The sequence below is a fragment of the Streptomyces glomeratus genome (genome assembly GCF_021462825.1).
Lineage (GTDB): Bacteria > Actinomycetota > Actinomycetes > Streptomycetales > Streptomycetaceae > Streptomyces > Streptomyces glomeratus.
On record NZ_JAKEEB010000005.1, the window covers coordinates 67,389 to 81,969 of the forward strand.

Sequence of the window (14,581 nt, forward strand, 5' to 3'; positions counted from 1 at the left end):
GTCACCGTGTGATGCACGCGCGCTGGTAGCCGTGGTCCATGCCGCACACCCCCCGTTCCGTGATCCCCCGTGCCCGGCGTGCCCGGGCGGCCCTGCTCGCCTGCGTGGTCGCCGGCTGCCTGATCGCCGCGAGCGCCCCACGGTCCGCCGAGCCCCAGGGCATCGGCGACCGGCTCTACCCGTCGCTCGGCAACCCCGGCTACGACGTGCTGTCGTACGACCTGTCGTTCACGTATCCCGGCAGCAACAGCAAGCCGCTCACGGCCGTCACCAGGATCCGCGCACGCGCAACCGAGCGCCTGGAGAGCGTCAACCTCGACTTTACGCACGGCACGGTTTCGTCCGTCGACGTCAACGGTGCGCCCGCGGACTTCACCGGTGCGGGAGAGGACTTGGTGATCACACCGGCCGCCCCGATCCCCAAGGGCGGCGCGCTGGTCATCACCGTGCGGCACACCAGCGACCCGATGTCCGGCAAAGGCCGGGACGGCGGCTGGGTGCAGACCGACGACGGGCTGGTGATGGCCAACCAGGCCGACGCCGCCCACCAGGTCTTCCCCTGCAACGACCACCCCTCCGACAAAGCGCAGTTCACCTTCCACGTGACCGCGCCGGACGGCTACACCGCCGTGGCGAACGGCCTGCCGTGGGGCACCCGGCACACCGGCGGCGCCACGACCTGGACGTATCGCACCCAGCACCCGATGGCGACCGAACTCGCCCAGGTCTCCATCGGCCGCAGCGTCGTGCTGCACCGCCGGGGCCCGCACGGACTGCCCGTGCGCGACGTCGTCCCCGCCAAGGACGAGGCGCAGCTCGAACCCTGGCTGGCGAAGACACCCGGCCAGATCGCCTGGCTGGAGAAGAAGGTCGGCCCGTATCCCTTCGAGACCTACGGGCTGCTGATCGCCCAGGCACGGACCGGCTTCGAACTCGAGACGCAGACGCTCTCCCTCTTCGAGAAAGGGGTGTTCAGCGAGCCCGCCTACCCCGGCTGGTACGTCGAGTCGGTCATGGTCCACGAGCTGTCCCACCAGTGGTTCGGCGACAGCATCAGCCCGCGCACCTGGTCCGACGTGTGGCTCAACGAAGGGCACGCCACCTGGTACGAGGCCCTGTACGCGGAGGAGAACGCGCACCGCCCGCTCCAGGAGCGCATGAAGGCGGCGTACGGTCTGTCCGACCGCTGGCGCGCCACCGGGGGCCCGCCCGCCGCTCCCGAGCCGCCGCGGCAGGGCCAGAAGATCAGCATCTTCCGGCCGAGCGTCTACGACGGCTCCGCGCTGGTGCTGTACGCCCTCCGCCAGGAGATCGGGCGCGCAGCCTTCGAGCGCCTGGAGCGGACCTGGGCCTCCCTGCACCGGGACGGCACAACGACCACGGCCGACTTCGAGGAGCTGGCGTCCCGCCAGGCGGGGCGCGATCTGAGCGCCTTCTTCCAGGGCTGGCTGTACGGCCGGAAGACCCCGCCGATGCCCGGGCACCCGGACTGGAAGAGCGGTTCCGCCTGAGCCCCGCGGCGGGCGGGAACTCGGATGACGAGACGGGCCGTGCCGTGCGACCATCGTCAGGTCGGCGGTGCGGCCCCAGGCCGGGCGACGGGAATGTCCCGGACGGCCCGAGCGTTGTGACCTCAGACGAGCGGTGCGGCCGAGACGGCCGGCATCCTCGCCGCATACGGAATCCCCAAGGACGTAAGGATCCAATGACCTCCTCTTCTTCCCCTTCCCAGGACACCAAGCGCCTCGCGCACGCCTACCCCGAAGGTCTTCGGGCCGATGCCCTGATGGAAGAGGACGTCGCCTGGAGCCACGAGATCGACGGAGAGCGGGACGGCGACCAGTTCGACCGCTCCGAGCGCGCGGCCCTGCGCCGGGTCGCGGGCCTGTCCACCGAGCTCGAGGACGTCACCGAGGTCGAGTACCGGCAGCTGCGCCTGGAGCGCGTCGTGCTCGTCGGAGTGTGGACCTCGGGGACCGCGCAGGACGCGGAGAACTCGCTCGCCGAGCTGGCCGCCCTGGCGGAGACCGCCGGCGCGGTCGTGCTCGACGGCGTCATCCAGCGCCGCGACAAGCCGGACGCGGCCACCTACATCGGCTCCGGCAAGGCCGAGGAGCTGCGGGACGTCGTCCTAGAGACGGGCGCGGACACGGTCATCTGCGACGGTGAGCTGAGCCCCGGCCAGCTGATCCACCTCGAGGACGTCGTCAAGGTCAAGGTCGTCGACCGCACGGCCCTGATCCTGGACATCTTCGCCCAGCACGCCAAGTCCCGAGAGGGCAAGGCGCAGGTCGCGCTGGCCCAGATGCAGTACATGCTGCCGAGGCTGCGCGGCTGGGGCCAGTCGCTGTCCCGGCAGATGGGTGGCGGCAGCGGCGGCCTGGCGACCCGTGGTCCCGGTGAGACCAAGATCGAGACGGACCGGCGGCGGATCCGCGAGAAGATGGCGAAGATGCGCCGGGAGATCGCGGAGATGAAGACCGGCCGCGAGATCAAGCGCAAGGAGCGCCGGCGCAACAAGGTGCCCTCGGTCGCCATCGCGGGCTACACCAACGCCGGGAAGTCCTCCCTGCTCAACCGCCTCACGGGCGCGGGCGTCCTGGTCGAGAACGCGCTGTTCGCGACCCTGGACCCGACCGTGCGCCGGGCCGAGACCCCGAGCGGCCGGCTGTACACGCTGGCCGACACGGTCGGCTTCGTCCGGCACCTGCCGCACGACCTGGTCGAGGCGTTCCGCTCCACCATGGAGGAGGTCGGCGACTCCGATCTGATCCTGCACGTGGTGGACGGCTCGCACCCGAACCCGGAGGAGCAGCTGGCCACCGTGCGTGAGGTGATCAGGGAGGTCGGCGCCACGGACGTTCCCGAGATCGTCGTGATCAACAAGGCGGACGCGGCCGACCCGCTGGTGCTCCAGCGGCTGCTGCGGGTCGAGAAGCGCTCCATCGCGGTCTCGGCACGCACCGGCCGGGGCATCCGGGAGCTGCTCGCGGTCATCGATGACGTGCTGCCCAGGCCGGCGGTCGAGGTCGAGGCGCTCGTGCCCTACACCCAGGGCCGTCTGGTCGCGCGCGCCCACTCCGAGGGCGAGGTGATCTCCGAGGAGCACACCCCGGAGGGCACCCTGCTCAAGGTACGGGTGCACGAGGAACTGGCGGCGGAGCTGACGCCCCACGTTCCGGCACCCGCGCTCTGACCTTCGACCCGCACAGGCACAAGGCCCGCTCCCCGTCGGGGAGCGGGCCTTCGCGCGTTCCCGGGCCACCGGCCGCCGCAGGGACCACCCACGGTCCGGCGTGAACCGTCACGCCCCGTCACTGCCGCGCGAACTTCTCACAGACCGAGTCGTACACGCCCTTGGCCACCGCACCCAGCCGCGGTCCGGCCAGCCAGCCCGCGGTCACCGGACCGATCGACGTGTTGGAGACCAGGGCGGCCCTGCCGTCCGCGCCCCTCTCCACCCAGCCGCCGCCGGACGCACCGCCCGTCATGGTGCAGCCGATGCGGTACATCGTCGGGTCCGTCCGCTGGAGCGAGAGCCGGCCCGGCTTGTCCTGGCACTGGTACAGCTTCTGGCCGTCGTACGGCGCCGCGGCCGGGTAGCCGCTCGCCGTGATGCTGTCGACCTTCGGTACGGCCGGCGCGTTGAAGTTCACCGGGAGCGCCGCACCGACCGTCTCCTCCAGCGACTTGCCACCGTTGCCCTTCTCCGGCGTCACATGGATGACGGCGAAGTCGTACGACGCACCCTGGCCGCCGGTCTCGCCGCCCTGCTCGATCCACTGTTGCGAGGTCTGCGCCCAGTCACCCCACCAGACGCCGTACGGGGCGACCTCCTCCCGCGGCGTGTACCTCAGCTCGGCCGCCGTCCGCCCGGCGTTGTTGTACGCGGGCACGAACGCGATGTTGCGGTACCAGCCGCCCTCCCTGCCGGCGTGCACACAGTGACCCGCCGTCCACACGATGTTGGACTTGCCGGGGTGCGCCGGATCCTTCACCACGGTGGCCGAGCAGACCATCGTGCCCTTGGGAGAGTCGAAGAACACCTTGCCCGCCACGGGCGCATGGGCGTGGTAGGCGGCCGGCACGGCCTGCGCCTCCACCGGAGCGGGAGTCGGATCGGTGACGCCCTGGTCGCCCGAGAGGTCACCGGCGTCGACGACCTTGCCGGGGTCATGGGCCTTGCGCATCCGGTCCGGGTTCCACAGACCCTTGATGATCGGGTTGATGAAGTCGTCCGCCTCGCGCAGCCAGTCGTCCTTGTTCCACTTCTTCCAGGCGCCGTTCTTCCACTTGTCGACGTCGATCCCGTGTTCCCTGAGCTTCTGCTTGATGTCGTCCGGGATCTTTATCTTTCCGTCGCCGGCAGAGGACGCGGACGCGCTCGCCCCGCCGCTCGCCCGGGAGCTGTCGCCGGAGTCGCACGCGGTCGCGGTCAGCGCCAGCGCCGTGGCGAGTCCGACGGCCGCCAGCACCGGGGAGGTTCTGCCGCGCACGCTCCCTTCCCGGCGAACGGTGACGAGCGGGCGTATGCGTCGCATGGTCTGAACTCCCCCTGTGGCGAGCCTGTGTTGAAGGGCTCCCACACTATGTGCCCGCCGTGGGCGACTTCCCACGGAACGGCAACGGTTCGGCTACAAGCCGTCTGACCTGGCGATCGGCCAGAGGCCGATGGCCGGTGGCAGAGTGAAACCCCCAGCCGGCCTCCCCTGGAGACAGACCCTCATATGCGCTTGCTGCTCATCCGCCATGGCCAGACTCCCTCGAACCTGAAGCACCTTCTGGACACCGCCGAGCCGGGGCCCGAGCTGACCCCGCTGGGGGAGCGGCAGGCCGCCGCTCTTCCGGCGGCGCTGGCGGAGGAGGACATCGGCGCGCTCTACGCGTCGACCCTGCTCCGGGCGCGGCTCACCGCGGCACCGCTGGCCGCCGAGACCGGGCTGGAGGTACGAGTACGGGAGGGGCTTCGGGAGCTGTCCGCAGGGGATCTGGAGATGCGAGGCGACGATCAGGCCGTCCGCACCTACCTCACCACCGCCTTCGCCTGGTCGGCAGGGGATCTCGGGCGCCGGATGCCGGGCGGTGAGACCGGTGCGGAGGCCCTGGAGCGTTTCGACGCCGTCGTCGCGGAAGCCGCCGGCACGGGAGCCGGGACGGTTGCCATGGTCAGCCACGGCGCCGCGATCCGTATGTGGGCAGCGGCCCGGGCGAAGAACGTGGACGTCGACTTCGCATCCGCTCACCAACTGCGGAACACCGGTGTCGTCGTACTCTCGGGCGCTCCCGGTCGGGCTTGGCGAGTCCTTGCCTGGGAGGAGCGCCCGCCGGGTCCCGAGGACAGCGCCCCTGGCACGAGCGGGCCCGCGGGGGAGCCGTCGACCGGGCAGAGCCCGCCCGGGAGCACGGCCTGACACCGGCCCCGGGCGGGCGCCCCGGGGGGAGCGCCGGGTCACGGGGCAACGATCTTCCGGCCACCCGCTTCCACAGGCCGTTCATGTCGTTGATACGTACGGGGTGACCTGTCGTTCACGCCCGAACCCTCACCCCGTCCCCTCTGAACAGTGGGAGGAACTGACGTCGTGACCGTGACGGAGACTGCGGTGGTGCCGGTGGAAGGCGAGCCGGAGGGGAGCACGGGAGCGGAGGAGCAGCGCCCGGCGCGTGAAGGGGTTTTTGCAACCCGGGGAACGCGCTCGGCGCATGACGGCATTCTGCGCCGGCAATCGGCGCGCGAATCCGCGGCGCGCACCTACGCGCGCGCCCTCCCGATCGTTCCCGTGCGGGCCCGCGGGCTCACCATCGAGGGCGCCGACGGGCGCCGCTACCTCGACTGCCTCTCCGGTGCGGGCACTTTGGCCCTGGGACACAACCACCCCGTCGTCCTGGAGGCCATCCGCAAGGTCCTCGACTCCGGGGCGCCGCTGCATGTGCTGGACCTGGCCACGCCGGTCAAGGACGCCTTCACCAGCGAGCTGTTCCGCACGCTGCCGCCGGCTTTCGCCGAACGCGCGAGGGTGCAGTTCTGCGGTCCGGCCGGGACGGACGCCGTGGAGGCCGCGCTCAAACTGGTGCGCATCGCCACCGGCCGCAGCGGGATCCTCGCCTTCACCGGGGCGTACCACGGGATGACCGCCGGAGCTCTCGAGGCGTCCGGGGGCGCGACCGACGTACGGGTGACGCGCCTGCCGTATCCGCACGACTACCGCTGCCCGTTCGGCGTCGGCGGGGAGCGCGGCGCCGAACTCGCGGCCCGCTGGAGCGAGTCGGTCCTCGACGATGCCAAGTCGGGTGTCCCGCTGCCCGCGGGGATGATCCTGGAACCCGTCCAGGGCGAGGGTGGGGTCAATCCCGCGCCGGATTCCTGGATGCGCCGTATGCGGCAGATCACCGAGACCCGGTCGATCCCGTTGATCGCGGACGAGGTGCAGACGGGCGTGGGGCGCACCGGGCGGTTCTGGGCGGTCGAGCACAGCGGGGTGGTCCCCGACGTGATGGTGCTGTCCAAGGCGATCGGCGGCAGTCTGCCGCTCGCCGTCGTCGTCTACCGCGACGACCTCGACGTGTGGCCACCCGGTGCGCACGCCGGCACGTTCCGTGGCAACCAGCTCGCCATGGCCGCCGGCACGGCCACCCTCGCCTACGTCCGGGAGAACCGCCTCGCCGAACGCGCCGCCTCGCTCGGCACTCGTATGCTCGCCCAACTCGGCTCACTGGCAGACGAGTTCCCGTGCATCGGACACGTACGCGGCCGGGGGCTGATGATCGGTGTCGAACTGGTCGACCCCGAGTCCGCACCCGAACCGGCGCTGTCCGACCCCCCGGGCGCCGCTTCCGGGGGTGCCGATTCCGGCGGCGCTTCGTCCGTGGGCGCCGATTCGGGCGGCGCTTCGTCCGTGGGCGCCGATTCGGGCGGCGCCTCGTCCTCGGTCGCCGATTCCGCGCATGCCGGGCCTCGGCCCGCGGCCCCCTTGCTGGCGGCGGCCGTCCAGCGGGAATGCCTGCGGCGCGGGCTGATCGTCGAGCTGGGCGGGCGGCATTCGAGCGTGGTGCGGCTGCTCCCACCCCTGACGATCAGCGACGAGCAGACGAGCGCGGTCCTGGACCGGCTCGCCGACGCGGTGGCGGCGGTCGCCCGTGAACCCCTCCGCGCCCTCCGGCCCTGAGCCCGCGCGCCCCTCCACCGGAACCGGCACTCCGGCGGTCACGACTCCTCACCCGGCCCACCCACCGCGCACGCCCTGTGCCCCACGCCCCTCACCCTTCGCCCTCGTCCTTCGCCCCACGGGCTCGAACGACCTCCGAGGAACGCCCTTGAACGTCACGCCCACGTCCGACGGCGGCCCGCCGTCCCCCGAGCCGGAGACCGACCGCACGGAGACCGCCGTGCCCGCACCGGCACCGGGCACCATCCCCAGACAGACGTCGGCGGTTCCCGAACCCGGCGGCACCCCGGACCCACTGGAGCACCCCGACCCGCACACGGCGGCCCAGGCCGCGACCGTCGAGAACCTGCTGCGCTGCTGGGTGCGCGAGACAGGCCTCGCCGCTCCCGCCGATGCCGTCCTGCGCATCCCGCTCCCCGCCAGCGGTGCGGCACTGCTCGTCCCGGTCCGCTACTGGTCCGCGACCGGATGGCACCGCTTCGGCCCACCGCGCCTGGCGGGCGCGCCGGGGTGGGCCCCGCCCGTGGACGCGGTGACCGTGGCGGCACTGCTGGGACGGGAGACGGCCGGAACCGCGCCCTCCATCACACCGCCATCGGCACCGGGGCCGGCTCAAGCCGCCGGCGCGGCGCGTACGCAGGGCTCCGCGCCGAGCCATGTCGCCGACCTGGTGCGCCGTGTCGCCGACTCCACGCACCGCACCGCCACCTTCCTCGCGGAGCGCCGTACGCGCCCGGCGGGCACGGCCGACGTCTTCCTCTCCGCGGAGCAGGCACTGCTGCTCGGGCACCCCCTGCACCCCACGGCCAAGAGCCGCGAGGGGCTCTCCGACACCGAGGACCGGCTCTACTCGCCCGAACGGCGCGGCAGTTTCCCGCTGCACTGGTTCGCGGTCGCCCCCTCCGTACTCGCCGCCGACTCGGCGTGGACGGAGCGCGGACGGCCCGTGCCCGCCGCCCGGCTGACCCAAGGACTCGCCGGTCCGGCGCTTCCCCTGCCCGACGGCTTCGCCGCGCTACCGCTGCACCCCTGGCAGGCGCGCGAGACCCGGCACCGACCGGCGGTCGGAGCCCTCCTGGACGCCGGACTGCTCCGGGATCTCGGCCCGCACGGCGAAAGCTGGCACCCCACCTCCTCCGTCCGTACCGTCTACCGCTCGGGCGCCCCCGCGATGCTCAAGCTGTCGCTGGGCCTGCGCATCACCAACTCCCGCCGCGAGAACCTCCGCAAGGAACTCCACCGGGGCGTCGAGGTGCACCGCCTGCTGCGCAGCGGCCTCGGCAGGCAGTGGCAGTCGGCCCACCCCGGCTTCGGCATCGTCCGCGACCCCGCCTGGCTCGCCGTCGACGACCCGGACGGCAACCCCGTGAGCGGCCTGGACGTGGTGATCCGCCACAACCCGTTCACCCCGACGGACAACGCGTCGTGCATCGCCGCACTCGTCGCCCCCGGCTGCCGAGCCCGGATCGCCGAACAGCAGCGCCCCGCGCCGTCCCGGCTCGCGGAGATCATCACGCGCCTCGCCGGGCGTACCGGTCGCCCGCTCGGTGCCGTCGCCACCGAGTGGTTCCTGCGCTACCTCGCACAGGTGGTGCGCCCGGTCCTCTGGCTGGACGGCGAGGCCGGCATCGCTCTCGAGGCGCACCAGCAGAACACCGTGCTCCTGCTGGACCCCGAGGGCTGGCCCGCGGGCGGCCGCTACCGGGACAACCAGGGCTACTACTTCCGCGAGTCCCGCCGCGGCGAACTCCACTCCCGGCTGCCGGGCATCGGCGAGCACAGCGACACCTTCGTCTCCGACGAGGTGACCGACGAACGCTTCGCCTACTACCTCGGCATCAACAACGTGCTCGGGCTCATCGGCGCGTTCGGCTCGCAGCGTCTCGTCCACGAGGCGCTGTTGCTCGCCGCGTTCCGCCGCTTCCTCACCGAGGCGGCCACCGGCCCCGGGCGGCTGCGCACATCCCTGCCCGCCCGCCTGCTCGACTCACCCGTCCTGCGCTGCAAGGCCAACCTGCTGACCCGGCTGCACGGCCTCGACGAACTCGTCGGCCCGGTGGACACCCAGTCCGTCTACGTCACCATCGCCAACCCCCTTCATCCCTGAGGAACCTGCCCACCCCGTCGTCTGAGAGGAGCGTCGTCCTGTCTGCCACCGATGCCGGCACCGACGCCGGCACCGCCTCCGCACCCAGGAGGTCCCACACCGGCACGGACCCCGTGTCCCGCGGCGAAGCCGTCCCCGTCCCCGGCCCGGGTCCCGGTCCGGGGCCCGACTGCGAGGACACCCTCGACCTCCGGCTGCCCGAGGGGTTCCTGGCGCTGTGCGCGGAGGAGGAGGCGACCCGCAGCGGGACGACGAGACCCATGCCGGCCGGGGACCCGGACGGGGTGGCCACTCCAGCCACCGCACCCAGCGCACCCCCCGTCCGTCCCGCCGTCCCGCAGGACGACGACCTCCTCGGACACCTCGCCGACTGGGATCCGGTCACCACCCCCGCGGGCGCCTTCCATCTCGTCCCCGTCCAGCTCGATCGCGACCTCCCGCTTGTCGCCCGCTGGATGAACGACCCCACCGCCGCAGTGTTCTGGGAGCTGGCCGGAGACGAGGCGGTGACCGAGCGGCACCTGCGCGCCCAGCTCGACGGTGACGGACGCAGCGTGCCCTGCCTGGGCGTGCTGGACGGCACCCCGATGAGCTACTGGGAGATCTACCGCGCCGACCTCGATCCTCTGGCCCGCCACTACCCCGCCCGTCCCCACGACACCGGGATCCACCTCCTCATCGGCGAGGTCTCCGCCCGGGGGCGCGGCCTCGGCTCTACCCTCCTGCGCGCCGTCGCCGATCTCGTCCTCGACCGGCGCCCCGTCTGTGCCCGTGTCGTCGCCGAACCCGACCTTCGCAACACCCCCTCCATCGCGGCCTTCCTGAGCGCCGGCTTCCGGTTCTCCGCCGAGGTGCACCTGCCCGGAAAGCGGGCCGCCCTCATGGTCCGGGAACGGCTCCTGCGCCGTCTGCTGTAGTTCCATCACTGTGCGTAACGAAGCTTGCTCCGTGTGAGTTCCGAGCCGAGGAGCCCTCGTGCCGAATCCGTCCGCCCGCCCTGCTCGGACCGGCCGGTGCACTTGTCCTCGCCACCCCGCGGAACCCTCCCCGCCCCCCGCACCACCCGCGGACGCCTCGTGCGCCGCGGCCTTGACCCCCCTGTTGTCGGTGCGGGGTCGTAGGGTGGTCGAGCTATGACGAAGCCCTCACTCCCCGAACTCCTGCATGCAGCCGTCACAGCCGTCGGCGGCACGGAGCGCCCCGGCCAGGTGACGATGGCCGAAGCCGTCGCGGAGGCCATCGACGACGGCACCCATCTGCTGGTCCAGGCCGGCACCGGTACCGGCAAGTCGCTGGGCTATCTGGTGCCCGCGCTCGCGCACGGGGAGCCCGTCGTGGTGGCCACCGCCACGCTGGCGCTGCAGCGTCAGCTCGTCGAGCGGGACCTGCCACGCACGGTGGAGGCACTGCATCCGCTGCTGCGCCGCCGGCCGGAGTTCGCGATGCTCAAGGGGCGTTCGAACTACCTGTGCCTGCACCGTCTGCACGAGGGCATGCCCCAGGACGAGGAGGACGGCCTCTTCGACCAGTTCGAAGCCGCCGCGCCCAGCAGCAAGCTGGGCCAGGACCTGCTGCGGCTGCGCGACTGGTCGCAGGAGACGGAGAGCGGCGACCGTGACGACCTCACCCCCGGAGTCTCCGACCGCGCCTGGGCCCAGGTGTCGGTGTCGTCCCGGGAGTGCCTGGGGGCTTCGAAATGCGCCTACGGCGCCGAGTGCTTCGCCGAGATGGCCCGCGAGCGTGCCAAGCTCGCCGAGGTCGTCGTCACCAACCACGCGCTGCTCGCGATCGACGCCATCGAGGGCGCGCCGGTCCTTCCGCAGCACGAGGTGCTGATCGTCGACGAGGCCCACGAGCTGGTCTCCCGGGTCACGGGGGTCGCCACCGGTGAGCTCACTCCCGGACAGGTCGACCGCGCGGTGCGCCGCGCCGCCAAGCTCGTCGACGAGAAGGCCGCGGACCGGCTCCAGACGGCGGCCGAGGGCTTCGAGCGGCTGATGGAACTGGCGCTGCCGGGGCGCCTGGAGGAGATCCCGGAGGACCTCGGATACGTCCTCATGGCCTTGCGCGACGCGGCCCGTGCGGTGATCTCCGCACTCGGCACCACCCGGGACAGATCGGTCCAGGACGAAGACGCCGTCCGCAAGCAGGCGCTGGCCTCGGTGGAGACCGTGCACGACGTGGCGGAGCGGATCACCAACGGTTCGGAGTGGGACGTCGTCTGGTACGAGCGTCATGACCGCTTCGGCGCATCCCTGCGGGTCGCCCCGCTGAAGGTCTCGGGGCTGCTCAGGGAGAAGCTCTTCGCGGACCGCTCGGTGATCCTGGCCTCCGCCACGCTGAAGCTGGGCGGCGACTTCAACGGTGTGGGCGGGTCCCTGGGTCTCGCGCCCGAAGGTACGGAGGGGGAGGACCTGCCGAAGTGGAAGGGCATCGACGTCGGCTCCCCCTTCGACTATCCGAAGCAGGGCATCCTGTATGTCGCGAAGCATCTGGCCCGCCCCGCCCGGGACGGCGACCGCGCGGACATGCTGGACGAGCTGACGGAACTCGTCCGGGCGGCCGGCGGCCGCACACTGGGCCTTTTCTCGTCGATGCGGGCGGCCCAGAGCGCAGCCGAGGAGCTGCGCACCCGCATCCCCGAGTTCCCGATCCTCCTCCAGGGCGAGGAGACCCTCGGCGAGCTGATCAAGAACTTCGCGGCCGACCCGAAGACCTCCCTGTTCGGCACCCTCTCGCTCTGGCAGGGGGTCGATGTCCCCGGACCCAGCTGCCAGCTGGTCGTCATGGACAAGATCCCCTTCCCGCGCCCCGACGACCCGCTGATGAGCGCCCGCCAGAAGTCGGTGGAGGACGAAGGGGGCAACGGCTTCATGGCCGTGGCCGCGACGCACGCCGCGCTGCTGATGGCGCAGGGCGCCGGCCGGCTCGTACGGGCCTCCGGGGACCGTGGTGTGGTCGCGGTGCTGGACCCGAGGCTCGCCACGGCCCGCTACGGCAGCTATCTGAAGGCGTCACTTCCCGCCTTCTGGTACACGACGGACCGTCATCAGGTGCGCAAGTCGCTGGCGGCCATCGACGCGGCGGCGAAGGCGGAGGGTGCGTGACCGACCGGGGCCGTGTCCGCGTGGGCCGGTCCGTTCCGGGGGCCGGTCGGCGCGGGCACGGCCCCTCGAGTCGGCGCGGGCCAGGCCCCTCGAACGTACGGCGGGACCCGTATGCGCCCCCCGTAAGGGACGGGGCCCGGCGCCTCGGACAACACAGGGCCCCGGAGGACACCACAGGGCCCCGGAACCGGCGCAGGGGTCCCGGGGCCCGGATCATGGGGGCGGCCGAAGGCCCGCCCGCCGCGACGGTGTCACACCCGCCGCAGCACCGCCACCACCTTGCCGAGGATCGTGGCTTCGTCGCCCGGGATGGGCTGGTAGGCGGAGTTGTGAGGGAGAAGCCATACATGGCCGTCCTCGCGCTTGAAGCGCTTGACCGTGGCCTCGCCGTCGAGCATCGCGGCGACGATGTCGCCGTTCTCGGCGACGGGCTGGCGACGGACCGTGACCCAGTCGCCGTCGCAGATCGCGGCCTCGATCATGGAGTCGCCGACGACCTTCAGAACGAAGAGCTCACCGTCGCCCACGAGCTGCCGGGGGAGCGGGAACACGTCCTCGACCGACTCCTCGGCGAGGATGGGCCCACCGGCGGCGATGCGGCCGACGAGCGGAACATAGGACGCGGCGGGCTTGCCCGCGGTGTCGGTGGGCTGCACGGAGGGCGACTGGTCGGAGCCGCGCACCTCGTATGCGCGCGGGCGGTGCGGGTCGCGGCGCAGGAAACCCTTGCGCTCCAGAGCCATCAGCTGATGCGCCACCGAGGAGGTGCTGGAGAGCCCCACGGCCTGGCCGATCTCCCGCATCGACGGTGGGTAGCCGCGCCGCTGCACAGAGTCCCGGATGACCTCGATCACCCGGCGCTGCCGGTCGGTCAGCCCGGAGCTGTCCGCCCGGATGCCTGGAGGTCGGCCTGGCAGGGACCGCTTGGGCCCCTCGTGGTTCGCGGCTTCGTTCATCGCATGCACCGGCTCGAGTCGGCCCTGGGAGCGGTCCTGGGCAGTGATGGTGGCACTGTCTGCGGTGGTGGTCACGTCGGCCCCTCTCGATGGTCTCCCGTGCAGAACAACGGTAGTTGCTTTCGAAAGGTTGCGCCAAACACACGTTCGAGTGAAAAACGGCGAATTACCTGACGTGATCGGGTCTTCGGGTGTATGGCCGATGCCCGCTCCGCGGGTCCCCGCTCGGGCGAAGCCGGCGGCGAGAAGAGGCCGAAAGCGCTCGTTGCTGTACTCTTCACCGCCGGGGTGAGGGCCTTGTGAGCCGCCGCGGCAGGTGCCTAGTCTGCCACCCCGCACCCCGCCGGCCGTGTACCGGCCTCCTCCTCCATGCGGCGTCCACCGTATCCGCGCAGTGGCCTGGTCCGGTATGGCCGCGCGGCATGTGCCAATCCATCCACGGTGGGCGTGTCGCCGCCATATGTGCGAGCCAATCGCTACATCTAGTGGTTGGATTGCCACAGTGGCCCAGAAGTTGTGGTCCCCCTGGTCTCCCCGTCTCGGGCGATCGCCTATGCTTGGGGCTGCTTCGAGGGGCCCATGGGGCTCACGAGGTCAATGAGTCGTGCTGAAAAGGAGGGTTGGAGCCATGCACTGCCCCTTCTGCAGGCACCCCGACAGCCGCGTCGTCGACAGTCGTACGACCGACGACGGCACGTCCATCCGCAGGCGCCGCCAGTGCCCCGACTGCTCCCGTCGTTTCACGACCGTGGAGACGTGCTCGCTCATGGTGGTGAAGCGGTCCGGAGTCACCGAGCCCTTCAGCCGCACCAAGATCATCAATGGCGTGCGCAAGGCGTGCCAGGGGCGGCCTGTCACCGAGGACGCACTCGCCCAGCTCGGCCAGCGGGTCGAGGAGGCGGTGCGGGCCACCGGGAGCGCCGAGCTGACCACCCACGACGTGGGGCTGGCCATACTCGGCCCCTTGCAGGAGCTCGACCTCGTCGCCTATCTGCGGTTCGCGTCCGTCTATCGGGCGTTCGACTCGCTGGAGGACTTCGAGGCCGCCATCACGGAACTCAGGGAGCAGCAGCGCGAGCATCCCGCCGTGGACGACGACGACCACGAGAACGCTGTCGCGGAGCGCCGGGGAACCGACCGCGGGTCCGGAGGGACGGCCGACGTCCCCGTGCCCGCCACTGCCGCCGACTGACGGGAGAGCCGGGGGGTACCGGCTCCGTCGGCGGCGCACACAGACCCGTCACGCGC

At 71.9% G+C, this 14,581-nt stretch carries 10 protein-coding genes; 8 read left to right on the forward strand and 2 right to left on the reverse strand.

Annotated elements, in window-relative coordinates; genetic code table 11:
- The first annotated feature begins 38 nt into the window (after window positions 1-38).
- Both LZ604_RS07820 and hflX read left to right on the forward strand, forming a co-directional pair.
- A complete protein-coding gene (locus tag LZ604_RS07820; RefSeq protein WP_234513611.1) occupies window positions 39-1,511 on the forward strand; it encodes a M1 family metallopeptidase in 1,473 nt (490 codons plus the stop codon).
- 194 nt (window positions 1,512-1,705) lie between these two features.
- Window positions 1,706-3,196, forward strand: coding sequence for a GTPase HflX (gene hflX / locus LZ604_RS07825; RefSeq protein WP_234513612.1), 1,491 nt, complete (start codon window positions 1,706-1,708; stop codon window positions 3,194-3,196).
- Window positions 3,197-3,314: 118 nt separating this feature from the next.
- Here the strand turns inward: hflX and LZ604_RS07830 are convergent, their stop codons facing one another.
- Window positions 3,315-4,541, reverse strand: a complete 1,227-nt coding sequence (locus LZ604_RS07830) for a trypsin-like serine peptidase (protein WP_234513613.1) — start codon at window positions 4,539-4,541, stop codon at window positions 3,315-3,317.
- Window positions 4,542-4,727: 186 nt separating this feature from the next.
- Here LZ604_RS07830 and LZ604_RS07835 point away from each other — a divergent pair, with 186 nt between their 5' ends.
- The 5 genes from LZ604_RS07835 (at window position 4,728) to LZ604_RS07855 (ending at window position 12,377) form a co-directional block, all read left to right on the forward strand.
- Entirely contained in the window at window positions 4,728-5,411 is a 684-nt protein-coding gene (locus LZ604_RS07835) for a histidine phosphatase family protein (protein WP_234513614.1), read from the forward strand.
- Window positions 5,412-5,579: 168 nt separating this feature from the next.
- Entirely contained in the window at window positions 5,580-7,163 is a 1,584-nt protein-coding gene (locus LZ604_RS07840) for a diaminobutyrate--2-oxoglutarate transaminase family protein (protein WP_372482106.1), read from the forward strand.
- Between the two features lie 148 nt (window positions 7,164-7,311).
- On the forward strand, window positions 7,312-9,270 hold the full coding sequence (locus tag LZ604_RS07845; protein ID WP_372482107.1) for an IucA/IucC family protein: 1,959 nt from the start codon (window positions 7,312-7,314) through the stop codon (window positions 9,268-9,270).
- A 38-nt stretch (window positions 9,271-9,308) separates the two neighbouring features.
- Complete coding sequence (locus LZ604_RS07850; RefSeq protein ID WP_372482112.1) at window positions 9,309-10,187, forward strand: GNAT family N-acetyltransferase; 879 nt, start codon at window positions 9,309-9,311, stop codon at window positions 10,185-10,187.
- A gap of 216 nt (window positions 10,188-10,403) precedes the next feature.
- On the forward strand, window positions 10,404-12,377 hold the full coding sequence (locus LZ604_RS07855) for an ATP-dependent DNA helicase (protein ID WP_234513618.1): 1,974 nt from the start codon (window positions 10,404-10,406) through the stop codon (window positions 12,375-12,377).
- A 251-nt stretch (window positions 12,378-12,628) separates the two neighbouring features.
- Here the strand turns inward: LZ604_RS07855 and lexA are convergent, their stop codons facing one another.
- The gene (gene lexA, locus LZ604_RS07860) at window positions 12,629-13,408 is read right to left on the reverse strand and encodes a transcriptional repressor LexA (RefSeq protein ID WP_234513620.1); all 780 of its coding nucleotides are present in this window, start codon (window positions 13,406-13,408) and stop codon (window positions 12,629-12,631) included.
- A gap of 553 nt (window positions 13,409-13,961) precedes the next feature.
- Between lexA and nrdR the strand changes: the two genes are divergently transcribed.
- Window positions 13,962-14,525, forward strand: a complete 564-nt coding sequence (gene nrdR / locus LZ604_RS07865) for a transcriptional regulator NrdR (RefSeq protein ID WP_234513622.1) — start codon at window positions 13,962-13,964, stop codon at window positions 14,523-14,525.
- Window positions 14,526-14,581 lie beyond the last annotated feature (56 nt).

Bases quoted from the DNA above. Each gene is read 5' to 3' on its own strand.
- LZ604_RS07855 (WP_234513618.1), top strand. From the start codon at position 10,404: ATGACGAAGCCCTCACTCCCCGAACTCCTGCATGCAGCCGTCACAGCC.
- LZ604_RS07835 (WP_234513614.1), top strand. From the start codon at position 4,728: ATGCGCTTGCTGCTCATCCGCCATGGCCAGACTCCCTCGAACCTGAAG.
- LZ604_RS07820 (WP_234513611.1), top strand. From the start codon at position 39: ATGCCGCACACCCCCCGTTCCGTGATCCCCCGTGCCCGGCGTGCCCGG.
- hflX (WP_234513612.1), top strand. From the start codon at position 1,706: ATGACCTCCTCTTCTTCCCCTTCCCAGGACACCAAGCGCCTCGCGCAC.
- LZ604_RS07830 (WP_234513613.1), bottom strand. From the start codon at position 4,541: ATGCGACGCATACGCCCGCTCGTCACCGTTCGCCGGGAAGGGAGCGTG.
- nrdR (WP_234513622.1), top strand. From the start codon at position 13,962: ATGCACTGCCCCTTCTGCAGGCACCCCGACAGCCGCGTCGTCGACAGT.